This window comes from Nocardioides sp. B-3 (assembly GCF_024703895.1).
In the GTDB taxonomy this organism is placed as follows: domain Bacteria; phylum Actinomycetota; class Actinomycetes; order Propionibacteriales; family Nocardioidaceae; genus Nocardioides.
On sequence record NZ_CP087968.1, the window covers coordinates 1591021 to 1604390 of the forward strand.

The 13370-nt window shown below is 69.0% G+C and carries 13 protein-coding genes and 5 pseudogenes; 8 read left to right on the top strand and 10 right to left on the bottom strand.

Features of this window, described 5'->3' with window-relative positions; all coding sequences use genetic code 11:
* Nucleotides 1-1882 precede the first annotated feature (1882 nt).
* On the bottom strand, nucleotides 1883-2605 hold the full coding sequence (gene istB, locus LP418_RS10495; RefSeq protein ID WP_272496326.1) for an IS21-like element helper ATPase IstB: 723 nt from the start codon (nucleotides 2603-2605) through the stop codon (nucleotides 1883-1885).
* Nucleotides 2606-2659: 54 nt separating this feature from the next.
* A pseudogene (gene istA / locus LP418_RS10500) lies at nucleotides 2660-4141 on the bottom strand (IS21 family transposase).
* Between the two features lie 199 nt (nucleotides 4142-4340).
* Between istA and LP418_RS33065 the strand changes: the two are divergent.
* From LP418_RS33065 to LP418_RS10510, 3 genes and pseudogenes are all read left to right on the top strand, one after another.
* Nucleotides 4341-4502 (top strand): annotated as a pseudogene (locus LP418_RS33065) (helix-turn-helix domain-containing protein); the annotation flags it as partial.
* A gap of 237 nt (nucleotides 4503-4739) precedes the next feature.
* Nucleotides 4740-5027 (top strand): hypothetical protein, encoded by a 288-nt coding sequence (locus LP418_RS10505; protein WP_257956230.1) that lies wholly within the window; start codon nucleotides 4740-4742, stop codon nucleotides 5025-5027.
* Between the two features lie 171 nt (nucleotides 5028-5198).
* Nucleotides 5199-5834 carry a nucleotidyl transferase AbiEii/AbiGii toxin family protein gene (locus LP418_RS10510; RefSeq protein ID WP_257956231.1) on the top strand — a complete coding sequence of 212 codons (636 nt, stop codon included), beginning with the start codon at nucleotides 5199-5201 and terminating at the stop codon, nucleotides 5832-5834.
* Between the two features lie 339 nt (nucleotides 5835-6173).
* Here LP418_RS10510 and LP418_RS10515 read toward each other — a convergent pair whose 3' ends face one another.
* The 6 genes and pseudogenes from LP418_RS10515 to LP418_RS10535 all read right to left on the bottom strand — a co-directional run bounded on the left by LP418_RS10515 (nucleotide 6174) and on the right by LP418_RS10535 (nucleotide 9915).
* A complete protein-coding gene (locus tag LP418_RS10515; RefSeq protein WP_257956232.1) occupies nucleotides 6174-6842 on the bottom strand; it encodes a tyrosine-type recombinase/integrase in 669 nt (222 codons plus the stop codon).
* Nucleotides 6843-6855: 13 nt separating this feature from the next.
* Complete coding sequence (locus tag LP418_RS33070; RefSeq protein WP_442940161.1) at nucleotides 6856-7233, bottom strand: hypothetical protein; 378 nt, start codon at nucleotides 7231-7233, stop codon at nucleotides 6856-6858.
* A 464-nt stretch (nucleotides 7234-7697) separates the two neighbouring features.
* Nucleotides 7698-7907, bottom strand: coding sequence for a biotin/lipoyl-binding carrier protein (locus LP418_RS10520; RefSeq protein ID WP_257956984.1), 210 nt, complete (start codon nucleotides 7905-7907; stop codon nucleotides 7698-7700).
* 102 nt (nucleotides 7908-8009) lie between these two features.
* Complete coding sequence (locus LP418_RS33075; RefSeq protein ID WP_442940362.1) at nucleotides 8010-8546, bottom strand: hypothetical protein; 537 nt, start codon at nucleotides 8544-8546, stop codon at nucleotides 8010-8012.
* Nucleotides 8547-9294: 748 nt separating this feature from the next.
* A pseudogene (locus LP418_RS10530) lies at nucleotides 9295-9806 on the bottom strand (nitrilase-related carbon-nitrogen hydrolase); the annotation flags it as partial.
* Entirely contained in the window at nucleotides 9793-9915 is a 123-nt protein-coding gene (locus LP418_RS10535) for a hypothetical protein (RefSeq protein WP_257956234.1), read from the bottom strand. The gene LP418_RS10535 and the pseudogene LP418_RS10530, both read right to left, overlap by 14 nt.
* A gap of 45 nt (nucleotides 9916-9960) precedes the next feature.
* Here LP418_RS10535 and mobA point away from each other — a divergent pair, with 45 nt between their 5' ends.
* The 5 genes and pseudogenes from mobA to LP418_RS10555 all read left to right on the top strand — a co-directional run bounded on the left by mobA (nucleotide 9961) and on the right by LP418_RS10555 (nucleotide 12572).
* Complete coding sequence (mobA, locus tag LP418_RS10540) at nucleotides 9961-10461, top strand: molybdenum cofactor guanylyltransferase (RefSeq protein WP_257956235.1); 501 nt, start codon at nucleotides 9961-9963, stop codon at nucleotides 10459-10461.
* A 131-nt stretch (nucleotides 10462-10592) separates the two neighbouring features.
* Nucleotides 10593-10730 (top strand): annotated as a pseudogene (locus LP418_RS33080) (DUF6457 domain-containing protein); the annotation flags it as partial.
* 46 nt (nucleotides 10731-10776) lie between these two features.
* Nucleotides 10777-10950: a hypothetical protein gene (locus LP418_RS10545; protein ID WP_257956236.1), complete on the top strand. Its 174-nt coding sequence runs from the start codon at nucleotides 10777-10779 to the stop codon at nucleotides 10948-10950.
* Nucleotides 10951-10974: 24 nt separating this feature from the next.
* Nucleotides 10975-11937, top strand: a pseudogene (locus tag LP418_RS10550) (NAD(P)H-quinone oxidoreductase); the annotation flags it as partial.
* A 29-nt stretch (nucleotides 11938-11966) separates the two neighbouring features.
* The gene (locus LP418_RS10555) at nucleotides 11967-12572 is read left to right on the top strand and encodes a bacterial proteasome activator family protein (RefSeq protein WP_257956237.1); all 606 of its coding nucleotides are present in this window, start codon (nucleotides 11967-11969) and stop codon (nucleotides 12570-12572) included.
* Nucleotides 12573-12824: 252 nt separating this feature from the next.
* Here LP418_RS10555 and LP418_RS10560 read toward each other — a convergent pair whose 3' ends face one another.
* Complete coding sequence (locus LP418_RS10560) at nucleotides 12825-13121, bottom strand: hypothetical protein (protein ID WP_257956238.1); 297 nt, start codon at nucleotides 13119-13121, stop codon at nucleotides 12825-12827.
* Nucleotides 13102-13368 (bottom strand): hypothetical protein, encoded by a 267-nt coding sequence (locus LP418_RS10565; RefSeq protein WP_257956239.1) that lies wholly within the window; start codon nucleotides 13366-13368, stop codon nucleotides 13102-13104. Before LP418_RS10565 ends, LP418_RS10560 begins: the two co-directional genes overlap by 20 nt.
* Nucleotides 13369-13370 lie beyond the last annotated feature (2 nt).

Sequence of the window (13370 nt, forward strand, 5' to 3'; positions counted from 1 at the left end):
CCGGCCAACGACACCGGTGGGACTCATTCCATGTGTTCTCGGTGGAGTGGACGCCCAGCGAGTATGTCTTCCGCATCGACGGTGCCGAGTTCTACCGGGAGACCCGCGCGGTCAGCCATAAACCAGCGTTCCTCATTCTCTCGATGCTGACCTCGGACTACGAGCTGCGACACCTGACACCTGACCGGATGAGCCAGACCGCCCGGGTCGACTGGGTCCGCGTCTACCAATAGGGCTGTCCGAACGAGGCGGCCCAAGGCCGCCTCTTCCAAGGTGCCGCGGCCGATGAGCGCCCGACGACCTCCCCCGTCCCCGACCTCCCCCTGCTCGCCGGACCCCGAACGAGGAACACACGCCATGAAGCTACCCCCACTCGCCCGTCAGTCCTTGAGCGCACTCGCAACGACCGCCCTCGCGCTGTCCCTCGGCACGATCGTTGCTGGAGGCGTCCCCTCGGGCACGGCAACGGACCCGGGCGCGGGCCCCGCGCCACACCGTACGTTGGAGCATCAGGACTCGGTCCCAGACACCGGGGCAGCCCTCCTCAGCCGGGCGATGGCGATCACTGCATCAGCGCCCGAGGTCGTGGACAGCGACGCCGGGATCCTGATCTCCGGGGCCGTCAAGGTTCGGTCCGGGAACCATGCGCGGCCGCGCTCTGTCCACTTGTTCGAGTCCACGCCCCAAGGCTGGAGGCGGCTGGCCAAGCGCGCCAGCCTCCGCACGGGCACGTTCCGGTTCAAGGTTTCGGCAGGCTCCACTCCCCGCATGCGGACCTTCCAGGTGCGCGCTCTCCGCACGGACGACCCGGCCCCGGCCAACACAGGCAGCTTTCGAATCGAGGTGGCCGCCCCCGAGGCGGTAGTGCCTGCACCCGAGCCGCCACCGGGCAACGACGCCAACGTCCCCAGCGGCAGCCCGGATGACTGGTCGTTCCTCTTCGCGAGCCGCGGCGGTGCACGGTGGAACCCCTGTGCGGCCATCCGCTGGGCCTACAACCCGAGCGGCGGCTGCCGGACGCGCAGGCGCACGTTCAGGAAGCATTCACGCGCATTGCGCAGCACACCGGCCTTACATTCAGCTACGTAGGTGAGACGGGGCACGTGGAGGCGACGGGCACGGCATTCCCCGCCGATGTCGACATCGCGATCGGTTGGGCCGACGAAGCCCAAGTGCCGGATCTGGCCGGTGACGTGGTCGGTCTCGGCGGCGGGTCCGCCAAGGCGGCTCCGCCCGGGAGCGACGTCGGCTACAAGTTTGTGCGCGGCTTCGTCATCTTGGACAAGGGCCACAGCCTGCAGCAGGGCTACGACACCTCCGGCTCCACCACACCGGGGCCAAGTGATGCTGCACGAGCAACTGCACGCGCTGGGACTCGGCCACGCGACCGGCGCCGAGCAGTTGATGTTCAGGCGGCTTGTCGTCTCTCAACCACAGCTTCGGTGCCGGTGACCTCACCGGCATGGCGCGGGTGGGCGCGGGTCAGGGCTGCCTGTGACCCCTGGACCCGTTTGTTGCAGGGGGCGCTCCACGTGCAGGATCGCGTTCTCCCGGCAGCAGCTCCAAAATCGAGCGGCTCCGATCAACGAGTCGCATGGAACGGACCGGCCAAGCCCTCTTCGCCGCAAGCGCAAATCAAGACATCGCTCAGGCGTGCCCGACGCAACCGAGGGTAATGGTCGACCGTCATTTGGCCATCGCCATGGACCGGGACCGAGCCACGACGACGACGATGTCGGTGACATCTCGAGGGTAGGGAAAATTGAGCACTTTCGACGCGGTGGTTTCTAGCAGTGGTCGCAACACCTCCCTGATAATTGTCAACGGCCAGTTCGTGGTCCCCGCTGGTGGCCATCTGAAAGTCCCCACTCTTCGTGTTTGATCAGTTGGTCTTGATCCGGGTTCCTCCGTTCGCTCGTGCTTGCTTCATTCGGTAGGAGTCGCCGTCGGTGACCACGGTGTGGCAGTGGTGCAGGAGCCGGTCGAGCATGCTGACGGCGGTGGTGTGTTCGGGCAGGAATCGTCCCCGGGACTCGAAGGGCCAGTGCGACCCGATGCCCAACGAGCGGCGTTCGTGGGCGGCCGCGACGAACCGGAACAGCAGTTGTGCTCCGGTGTCGTCCAAGGGAGCGAAGCCGAGCTCGTCGACCGGGATCAGCTCGTTGCGGAGCAACGTGTCGATCACTCGTCCGACGGAGTTGTCGGCCAGCCCGCGGTAGAGGGTTTCGACGAGTTCGGCGGCGGTGAAGTACCGGACCCGGTGCCCGGCCCGGACCGCGGCGATCCCCAAGGCGACGAGCATGTGCGACTTGCCGGTGCCGGCGGGCCCGATCAGGCAGACGTTCTCCGCAGCACGGACCCATTCCAAGGACGCGAGGTAGTCGAACGTCGCGGTCGGGATCGAGGAGGCTGCGACGTCGAAGTCCTCGAGTGTCTTGGTGACGGGGAACGCCGCCTGCCGTAGCCGGGTTCGGGCGTTGGACTCATCGCGTGCGGTGATCTCGGCCTCGACCGGGGTGCGGAGGAACTCCTCGGGGTTCCAGCGTTGGGTCTTCGCGGTGACCAGCAGTTCGGGTGCCAGTCGGCGCATCGCGGCCATCTTCAACCGCTTCAGTCCCTCGGTCAGATCGGCTGCCAGCGGCAGGCGGTGTCGACGCGGTCATGACACGTCACCCCCGTCGATCCGGTAGGCATCCAGCGACCGGGTCGGCACCGTGGGCAGCGTCAACACCAGCGCTTGCCCGGCCGGGCGTGGGGTCGGGGCTTGGCCGTTGGTGGCCGGGATCGAACGGACGTCGGCGGCACGCCACCGGCTGAACGCGACCGCCCGTTCCGGGGCGGCCGAGAGTGGTTCTTCGCCGTGGGCCGCACCCGGGGTGAGGATCTCGGCGATCTCGGTGGACAGTTTGGTGACCCCGGCCGCAGCAGCACCGACCCGGGGAACGCCTCCACGGCACTGCCCCGAGCCGAGGAACGCCTTCTCGGTGGCCGTCCTCGGCCGTGCCGCCCGGCGTGGTTTGTCGGGGGCGTGGCCCGCCGTAGTGCTCATCGACGATGCTGGTCTCGCCCGGGGCGACCGGGGTGTGCTCGGCGAACACCTCCCCGGTGATCGGCGCGATGACCCGCAGCGTCCGGTCATCGACCAGCACCGTGACCGTCGTGCCGATCAGCTTGTTCGGCACCGAGTAGCGCCCCCGATCCGAACCGGACACACGAGAGCTTGTCGACCTTCCTCGTGGTCGGCTTCGCGCCGAAGTCCAGGCGCAGCGACGGCAGCACAGCGAGCAGTTCTCGCTCGGTGTCCAGCCGCTGCGCGGGGACCGCGCAGATCTCCGAATGGGTGTTGGCGTTGACCTCGGCGCACCACACGGCGGCGGCCCCGTTCGCGGCACCCAGCTCGTTGAAGGGTCCTTGCGGGACCATCAGGTCGGCTTTGGCGTAGCCGACGAGGTTCTCCACCATGCCCTTGGACTCCGGGTCGGCGGCCTCGCAGAAGTCCGGGCGGAACCGGTAGTGGGTCGCGAACCGGACGTAGTCCGGGGTCGGGACGACGACGTTCGCGACGACCCCACCCTTCAGACAGCCCATCCGGTCCGCCAGCACGACCTTGGGGACACCGCCGAGTTCTTCGAAGCACTCGGCCGGGAATCCCAGCGTGGTGGCGGCCTTCTCGTCGCCGGCGAACCGGACGAACCGAAACCGCGACCACGCCAGCACCGCACAGAACACGTGGACTCCGTTCAAGACACCCCAGTCGATGATCAGCGTCTCTCCAGGGCGCCCAGACCCCCGGCCGACGACCGCGGTGATTGCCGCGGCGCCACTGCGCCTTCGCGTCCGCGACCAGCCGACGGAAGTTCCGAGCAGAACCGACATAGCCAGCAGCGCGTGCCTCGGGCAACAGCCGCTTGGCCGAGATCCGACCAGAAGTGGCCTTGACCCGCGCCGCGACCACCTCAACGACGTCGTCGTAGTTCCTGACCCGCGGCGCCTTCTCGACCAGTGCAGCGCCGGCTTCGTGCTGCTCGATGATTCTCTTCACGGTCTTGTGGGTGGTCCCGCAGATCGCGGCCGCACCCCGATAAGTGCCCACGTCTCGGTAGGCGGAAATGACGTCCATACGGTCTCTCGCGTTCTTCAATGGAGACCCCTGCGTGGTGATGTGGCTGGTTGGTACCGCCACCGTCACCACGCAGGGCCTCACGGCTCGCATACGACACGACGAACGAAGAGTGGGGACTTCTACCCGGCCAAAACCGGGGACTCAGACATGGCCACCAGTGGGGACTTTCTCATGGCCACGGACAATAATCGGAGGTTGTGTTGTTGTATGACTCGTCGTGAAGAAGGGCCCCGGTCGGCGTCCTCAGTCGGCCAAGCGCCAGCGGTTCATGGAGTTGCGTGCGCGCGGCTGGAGCATCCGTGGTGCAGCTCGAGAGATTGGGCTCTCGCGCACCACAGGCAACAACTGGACACGCGGCTACAAGACCTACCGCACGGGCGGCGTGGCGGGGTTCGTGCCGGCACTGGATCCCCTATCGGAATCACGGCCGCGCGCTGGGCGGCCGCCGGTCGGGCTGCGACTGTTATATTTAACGCATGAATGCGGTCAGTTTGGCGGAGGCGGTGGATGTGATGGGCCCTGCCCATCTCGACCAGACCGCCTTCGCTGCGGCCGTGAACGTCACGCAGGCGGCCGTCAGCCAGTGGCTCTCCGGCCGCCGCTCGGACCCCGACCGATGTCCGGGGAGGTCCTGCGGCAGCTCGGCCACGCATGGAGCGGGGAGGCTGTCCGACTCGGGACCGACCCACTGGGGCGCTACATCACCGCGCCCGTCGAGCGCTGGCGTCCCGTGTTCAGTCCTCGCGGTCGGTTCCGGCTCGGCATCCACCTGAACTGGTCAGGAAGCGCGAATGCACGGTGGTTCGACGCCGAAGACGCCGGCGACGTGCTCGAGTCCTACAGCCCGGTGCTGACCAACGGCACCGCGGCCGACGTGCGCACTGGGTCGACCCTGAGGTCCTAGCCCGGTTCCTGCCGCTGTTCCGGATCAGCAACCAGCGGCGCACCGCGTGGGCGGCACACCTCAAGTCGCTCGGCTATGCCACCGAGGACACGGCACTTGGGCACATCGTGCCGCTGTCTAGCGGCCGGGGAGCGCGCCGCAGCGATCCTGCTGTCGGCCTCGGGAAGCCGCATGGCCCTAGGAGGCGGTGGTGCGTTGATCGCCCATGGTCTGGTCGATCGCGACTCGGAAGACTCGGACGCGTTCATTGACTCCCGCGAAGACTTCCGGACTGTCGCGAGCCGGGTCCGGGCCGCCTTCTCGGGCGCCAACTACGAGATCAGCGACAACGACAGCCCGGGCGACCCGAGCCAGATCCTGACTCGGTACGTGCGCCCTCGCAAGACCACCACCCGCGGCCGGCCGACCATGCCGTTGAAGATCCAACTCCTGCGCGACCCGATCCTCCTCGACCCCGTCCCCGGGCGGTACGGGCCGATGATCGATCCCGTCGAGCTAGGTGCTCAGAAACTGACAGTCATCTACGAGGACGCCCGTCCCCACGACTACGACGACCTCGCACGCATCGCGACCCACTACCGCCTCGACCGGATCATCGAGGTCGCCGACGAGCGACAATTCCAGCCACTGGACCGGCCCACGATTGCCGCGACACTACGGCAGGTCGCGCGCATGCGGGCCGCCGACATCCCCGAAGGATGCGGACTCCACGCGTTGGTCGCCTACTACGACTCCGTCGCCGACCCCATCGCCACCGGCGACCCGGGCCACGCCAGCAGCCTGCCGACACCGTACAGCTCCCAGTGACCCGCTGCGGAAACAACCGAGCAGGAGCAGTCGGCCGGCGGATCTCCCGAGGACATGGCCGCGCTGCAGCGGATACCTGCTCCAACAATCCCAGCAGCCGTGTGACGCGCCATCTGGACCCAGCGCGCCCCCGACCAGCCCACCATCGCTAGCCAGCGGGCGTGCCATGACACGGTCCACCCGACGACGACGGTTGCCGAAAGCTGAGAACCACCGAGATGAGAACCGCTGCATACACCGTTACTCGGACAGACCCCGCCCTCGGTGAGGATGTGCCCGAGATCGCACGGCGGCCGCGCTTGCCATAGGCCGCTGGCCAAACCGGCCACCGGCGGCTCGTCAGTCGCCGCTCGCTGCCCGCTCTGCCCTTGCGGACAGGCGACGACCGAGATCGCGGTCGCGGTCGAGACGGCTGTGCTGGTACCTCATGGCCATTGACGGCGTGGAGTGTCCGAGTCGATACATGAGCTCGGCCATGCTTGCGCCCTCCTCGCCCGCCATCGACGCGCCGGTGTGTCGCAGGTCGTGCAGGTCCAGATCTTGCCGGCCGGCGCGTCGCCGGGCTTCTCGCCAGCCGAAGCCTGCATTGCGCACGTTGCCGTCGCTGTCCGGGACGGCGGCACGGCCGTTCAAGGTGGCTTCAGACAGGTGGGCAGTCGGGTCGCGCTCGGATGAAAAGAGAAGGCCGTTCTCTCCCGGGGAGGCGTGTTGAAGGAGATGCTCACGCACCGTGGGCAACATGAAGCCCGGGATTGACACGGTGCGGATCCCCGCGTCGGTCTTGGGTGGCCCGATGTGAATAGCTGTACGGGTTCCCGAAGCCGCTTCGGCGGTGCTCGCACGCACGACGGCTCTGCGCACGTGGACCCATCCGAACGGCTCGCCTGCCTCGTCGCGTCCGATGACCACGTCGGCGCGCCTCAGCTCACGCAGCTCCCCAGAACGGAGGGCACACCGGGTGGCTAGGAGGAGCAGGAGGCGGCGGCGCTCCGGCATGGCCGCGACCATGACGGCCAGTTCATCAAGCGATGCCGGCTTGACTTGCCTGTGGCTGGACCGCACTCCCGCGCCGCGTAGGTACGCCGGGTTCTTGTCGAGGAGCTCGTCGTCCGTAACCGCGGTGTTCAGGATGGTCCGTAACGTTGTGTAGACATGTGCCTTCGTCAGAATTGGTCGCGTCGAGTTGCTCGTGCCATGAGCGGACGGCAGCCCCAGTGATCCAGTCAAGCGGGACTTCTCCGAACGTTGGGTAGATGTGCACCCTCAATGACGAGAGGTACTTGTCGCGGGTGGTCGGCCGTAGGTGCTCGCCCTTGCTGTTGCGCCTCGATGCGATCCGGGCTTCCGCGTATTCACGGAACGTCGGCAGTCGATCCGCTTCGGCCGCCCGTTGAGCCATCTCGAGCCGCGTCTTCGGTGGCACCCGGGTTTCTGGTGCCTCCACAGTGCCGCTCGGCCGCTAGCCGGGCCTCCGCGTCGATGCGTGCGGTGAACGTCGTCGGGGCGGTCACGGTCTGCCCGGAGGGGCTGGAGTAGCGCGCCCGGAAGCGCCCCGCTCGGGAGCTTCCTGATGCTGCCGAAACCCCGTTTGCTGGTTCGCCTCGTCGCCATGATCGCCCGCTTCGTCGTGCCAGATACGTGCCATATCTAAACACACGCGAGTCCATTCATGTTCCTAGCAGCGCCGTCAGAGGATTGACGTTTTCCCGGGTCAGAGTGGCAAAAGGGGTGGTTTGACCGCTAAAGTCCAGAGCAGTCCAGAAGCCTTGGCGGCCGCTTCAAATCCCACCGCCACCGCCGGGCCAGCTGACAGCCGGATCCTCATGGGTCCGGCTGTCACGCATTTCTGGGCCGGGTGAACCTTCAGAGCAGGTCGAGGGCGATCAGCGGGTCGCCCTCCCGGACGACGTCACCGACCGCGACCCTGATGGCCGTGACCCGGCCGGGGTGCTCGGCGAGCACCGGGATCTCCATCTTCATGGACTCCGGGAGCACGATCGTGTCCCCGGCGCCGATGGTGTCGCCGACCTCGCAGTCGATGCTGAGGACGTTGGCGACCATCTCGGCCGGGATCTCGGTCGACTTCGTTCAGGCCATGCGGCCGACGCTAGTGGTTACCGCGGCGTACGACGGGTTTCGTGACGGGCGCGGAGCGCCCTCCTCAACTCCGGAGATTCAGAGCTCGGCGAAGCGGGAGGGTTCGGGCCGGTGCGCGTCGGCCTCCTCGGCGCTGCGACCGCGGCGACCGCGCGGGGCGGTGAAGGCCGGGTCGAGGCGGACCGGGAGGTAGCCGATCAGCAGCCCGAGGACGAGGGAGTAGATGCCACGCAGGCCCGCCTCGAGGAACGAGCCGTCCGGGTCGAGGAGCCCCCGGGCCAGCGGAACGGTGGCGGTCACGCCGAAGGCGCACACCCACCAGCCCCGGCGACGGCGAGCGCGCTGGAAGCAGCCCCAGAGCAGGGCGGGGATGCCGAGGAAGACGACGAGCGGGCGCGGGAAGGCGCCGATGTGATCGGCGGTCCACGCAGCGAAGTCGAGCACGGAGCTGACGACCGACCCGGCGCCGTACCGACGCAGCAGCTCGCCGTAGGCCGGGGTCAGGACGAGCACGGCGGCACCGACGAGCACCGCGACCATGCCGCGGCGGCCGAGCCCGTGGATGCCCGCGCCGAGGCGGTAGACCACGGCGAACACGAGTCCGAGGGCCAGCACGAGCGAGGCGTAGTCGAAGCGCGGCTCGACGACCGTGGGTTCTGAAACCGACGGCGGCGATGGCGGCGAACCCGGCGATCAGGGTCGCGATCAACACCTCGCGCGCGGCCTCCCAGAAACTGACGGCCGGCACCGTCGCCATCACGGCATAGACGCCGCCGACCACGACGGTCAGCACGGCCGCGCCGGTCTGCAGGGGTGCGGTGCCGATGACAACGGCCACCAGTCCGAGGGCCGGGGCGAGCAGCAACGCGACACCGGGCCGACCGCCCGTCCTGTGTGCCGGGGCGGCCGACAGGACGGTCGAGACGGCGATCGCGCCCGCTCCGTCGATCCAGTCGGGGCCGATGGCCGCCACCGCGCAGCTGAGCGCGACGAGTCCGGCGACGAGGACGGCCGCGCCAGCGATGCCAGCGATGCGAGGGGAGAACGGTGCCGTGCGCGGCTGCTTCTCCGGCCCTGGGCTGCTTCTCCGGCCCGGGGGGCTTGGGCGGCTTCGCCGTCCGGCGGTCCTTGGCGGGCTTCTCCGCGATCCGGCGTCCCTTGGGAGAGCCCTTGGCGGGACCTTCGGCGGACGCGGACACGGCGACGAGGCTACAGCCGTCGGTTTGCGAGGGAGGGGTTGGTCCGGCGTGCCTCGTCGAGCACCGCGCGGTCCCGGGACGGCGTCGGGAGGACGGCGTCGTCGGGGCCCCGCCTCGACGAGCACGTCGCCGAGCGGATCGACCACCATCGAGTGCCCGCAGTAGCGCGGACCCGGCTGGCCGACCGCGATCACGTGCACGGTGTTCTCGATGGCACGCGCCCGCACGAGGGTGCGCCAGTGGTCGACCTTCCGGTCGCCGGCCACCCGGGCCGCGGGGATGACGAGGGCCTCGGCCCCCGGTCGACGAGCCGTCGCGCGAGCTCGGGGAAGCGCAGGTCGTAGCAGGTCATCAGGCCGAGCTTCACGCCCCTCAGCTCGACGACCTGCGGTGTCAGCTCGCCGGCCACGAGCCGGTCGGACTCGCGGAAGCCGAACGAGTCGTAGAGGTGGATCTTGCGGTACGCCGCCTCGACGGCCCCGCGCACGAGCAGCGTGTTGAAGGGCCGCTCGGGATCGTCGCTGGTCTCGAACATGCCGGCCACGACGGTGGTGCCCCACCGCTGGGCCAGCGTGTCGACGGCCCGGGCGAAGGGGCCGTCCAGCGCTTCGGCGTACGGGCCGAGCGGGTGGGACGGATCGCCGAAGTCGCGCGCGAACGCCTCAGGCAGCACCACCAGATCGGTGTCCTCCGCAGGTCAGCTCGGTGAGCCGCCGTCGGTTGACCGCGGGGTCGAGGTCACTGGCCCACTGCACGAGCCGGACGCGCAACTGATAGGAGGTCACTCCCCCAGACTGCCAGCCCGGATCCAGCGCTGGGAGGATCAGGGCATGGACTTCGACACGGGCGCGGCCGGTTTCAGCGGTGTCCTGCTCGCGGGCGGGACCGCCGTACGGATGGACGGCATCGACAAGGCGAGCATCGAGCTCGGCGGCCGGACCCTGCTGGAGATCTGCCTCGACTCCTTCCCGGACGCCGACGAGGTGGTCGTGGTGGGGCCGCGCACGGTGCGGACGACGCGGCCGGTCACGTTCACGGTGGAGGACCCGCCGCGGGGCGGGCCGGTCGCCGGGCTGCTCACCGGCGTCGACCTGCTGTTGCGACCGGCGCGGCTGATCGGGGTGCTCGCCGTCGACATGCCGCGCGTGTCCGCGCACACCTTCCGTCGCCTGCGGGACGCGGCCACCGATCGCGACGGCGCCTTCCCCGGTGGACGGGGCCGGGCGACGCCAGCTCTGCGGCGTACTGGACGCCGCTGCGCTGCAGCGCGTCCGACCCGATCTCGAGGGTCAGCACGGGATGCCGCTGCGCACCTTGCTCGCCGAACTTGACCTCGCCGCCGTGTCACCGATCGGGGACGAGGCGCGTGACATCGACACCCGGGCCGACCTGCGCGACCTTGACGAGTGACCAGTTTCCGCAGCACTTGCGGCGCGCCCGGTGTTGGCGAGAGATTGGGGGCGTGAACCTCCACGACTGGATCGATGAGCTGTGCGACGTGCTCGAGATCGAGACTGAGGTGGACGAAGGTCTCCTCCTCGATCTGGCACGCGGAGCGGCGACGAACGTGCAGAAGACCGCGGCCCCGATCACGACCTACCTCCCAGGGTTTCGCGGCCGGATCGACAGAGGCCGACCCGGAGGCAGTGGAGAAGCTCGCCGCCAAGGCGCAGTACCTCGCCGACAACTGGGACCGGCCCGCCGACGCGCCCGACCCGGACGACATCGACGACCCGGTGCCCGACGACTCGGGAGTCGACCACGCCGGTGAGACCTTCGAGGACGAAGAAGAAGACGACGACACGGACGAGGACGAATAACCCCCATGCTCGCAGTGATCGCCTCCGGCGCCGGAGGCCCTGAAGTCCTGTCCGTGGGCGAGGTCCCCGAGCCGACGATCCGCCCCCGGCGAGGTCCTCGTCGACGTCGCCGCCACGGCCGTCAACCGCGCCGACACCCTGCAGCGGATGGGGTTCTACCCCGTCCCGGAGGGCAGCTCGGAGATCATCGGCTCGGAGTGCAGCGGCACCATCGCCGCGCTCGGGCCGGACGTCGGCTCCGAGGCCGACGGCTGGGCCGTCGGTGACGAGGTGTGCGCGTTGCTGACCGGTGGGGGGTACGCCGAACGTGTGGCCGTCCCCGTCGGCCAGCTGATGCCGGTGCCGGCGGGAGTGTCGCTGGTCGACGCCGCGGCGCTGCCCGAGGTCGCGTGCACCGTGTGGTCCAACGTCTTCATGGTGGCCGGCCTGCAGCCGCGGGAGAACTTCCTGGTCCACGGCGGTGCCGGTGGGATCGGCACGATGGCCATCCAGCTGGCGACGGCGCTGTCGGCAAAAGTGTTCGCCACCGCGGGCTCAGCCTCGAAGCTGGCCGTGTGCGCGGACACGGGTGCGGACGTGCCCATCAACTACCGCGAGGAGGACTTCGTCGCCGTACTCAGTGCCGACGGCGGAGCCGACGTCATCCTCGACAACATGGGCGCGAAGTACCTCTCCCGCAACATCGACGCCCTCGCCACGTCAGGTCGGCTCGTGATCATCGGCATGCAGGGCGGGACCAAGGCCGAGCTCGACATCAACGCCCTCCTGCGCAAGCGCGGCGCCGTCATCGCGACCACGCTGCGCGCGCGACCCGCCGACGAGAAGGCCGCGATCTGTGCGGAGGTGGTCGAGCACGTGTGGCCGCTGGTCGAGGACGGGTCGGTCGTGCCGGTCATCCACGAGCGGATGCCGCTCTCGGAGGTCGCGACGGCCCACCGGCTGATGGAGGAGAGCGGGCACATCGGCAAGATCGTGCTCACGCTCTGAGCCGTTGTCCCGGGTCATAAGGTGGGCGCATGACTGAAGAGCAGACTTCTGCGGAAGAGCAGATCGTCATCGTGGGTCCCGACGGCCAGCCGGTCGGCACGATTCCCAAGAGCGCGCTGCCGACGATCGACGAGACTGACGAGGGCGACGGCGAGCGCCACATCACCGAGCTCGTGGAGCAGCCTGCGAAGGTGATGCGCATCGGTTCGATGATCCGCCAGCTGCTCGAAGAGGTGAAGGCCGCGCCGCTCGACGAGGCCAGCCGCAACCGCCTCAAGGAGATCCACCGGGCCTCCATCAAGGAGCTCGAGGCCGGTCTCGCACCCGAGCTGGTCGAGGAGCTCGAGCGGCTCTCGCTGCCCTTCACCGAAGACGGCATCCCCTCCGAGGGCGAGCTGCGGATCGCGCAGGCCCAGCTCGTCGGCTGGCTCGAGGGGCTCTTCCACGGCATCCAGACCGCGATCTACGCCCAGCAGATGGCCGCCCGCGGACAGCTCGAGCAGATGCGCAAGGCGTTGCCGGGCATGGCTCCGCAGCCGGACGGGCAGCCGGGGCCCGGTCAGCCTCAGGGGATGCGTGCGATGCCGAAGTCCGATCAGAACGAGTCGGGCGGCGCCGGGGGCATGTACCTCTAGGTCGTAGACGCCCAGCCGCTTCGTCGGACGTTGTGCGGGACGTCCGACGAACCGGTCGCCCGGGCAGCCACCCCGTCGGACGTCCCGGTGGACGTCCGACGCCCCCGGCTCATCGGCGTACGCCCTCACGCAATCCACTCGCCAGTGAACTTCCACTCGAGCGAGTGAAAGTTCATCGGGGGTTGAGCGTGGAACCGCTGGATCCGACCTGTACTTCCACTCGAGCGAGTGGAAGTTCAGGGGGCGGTGCCTCTAGGCGGTACGGCGCCGCGCGCGCCACATCCGGTAGAGCACGAACCCCGGGACGCTCAGGCCCAGCACGCCGAGCACGGCGCGGCCCGCGGAGAACTGGTCGTGCGTGAGGCCCAACGTGCGACCCTCGACCTTCGTGTAGCCGGGAGCGGGGGCGGTGCCCACACCGAGCTCGTCGAGGATCGGCTTGTAGTAGAACTCGTCGGGGCCGACCACCGACTGGCAGAGACTGCTCGAGACCTCGCCGCCCTCGAACTGGCCGAAGACGATCAGCTGGTCACCCTCGACGGCCGTCATCTCGACGTCGACCTCGGTCGCCGGCACTGACGACGTCGACCCTCTTGGTCACCTCGCCCTTGAACACCCGGTCCACCCGCACGGTCGTGATCCGGTCATCGCCGGACTCCCGCAGGCCGGAGACGACGCCCGAGAACACCACGTCACTCGTGTCGAGATGGTCCGCCGACGGCTCGGCACACGACGCGTTGGCCGGCGCTGACGTCAGCAACAGGGTGCCGATCATCCCCGAGAGGAGCAGGGCCATCC

Excerpts from the sequence above, each read along its gene's own strand:
- LP418_RS10515 (WP_257956232.1), bottom strand. The coding sequence starts at position 6,842 with ATGGTCGCGGCCATGCCGGAGCGCCGCCGCCTCCTGCTCCTCCTAGCC.
- LP418_RS10505 (WP_257956230.1), top strand. The coding sequence starts at position 4,740 with ATGTCCGGGGAGGTCCTGCGGCAGCTCGGCCACGCATGGAGCGGGGAG.
- LP418_RS10565 (WP_257956239.1), bottom strand. The coding sequence starts at position 13,368 with ATGGCCCTGCTCCTCTCGGGGATGATCGGCACCCTGTTGCTGACGTCA.
- LP418_RS10510 (WP_257956231.1), top strand. The coding sequence starts at position 5,199 with ATGGCCCTAGGAGGCGGTGGTGCGTTGATCGCCCATGGTCTGGTCGAT.
- mobA (WP_257956235.1), top strand. The coding sequence starts at position 9,961 with ATGGACTTCGACACGGGCGCGGCCGGTTTCAGCGGTGTCCTGCTCGCG.
- LP418_RS10555 (WP_257956237.1), top strand. The coding sequence starts at position 11,967 with ATGACTGAAGAGCAGACTTCTGCGGAAGAGCAGATCGTCATCGTGGGT.
- LP418_RS33070 (WP_442940161.1), bottom strand. The coding sequence starts at position 7,233 with ATGGCTCAACGGGCGGCCGAAGCGGATCGACTGCCGACGTTCCGTGAA.
- LP418_RS10560 (WP_257956238.1), bottom strand. The coding sequence starts at position 13,121 with ATGACGGCCGTCGAGGGTGACCAGCTGATCGTCTTCGGCCAGTTCGAG.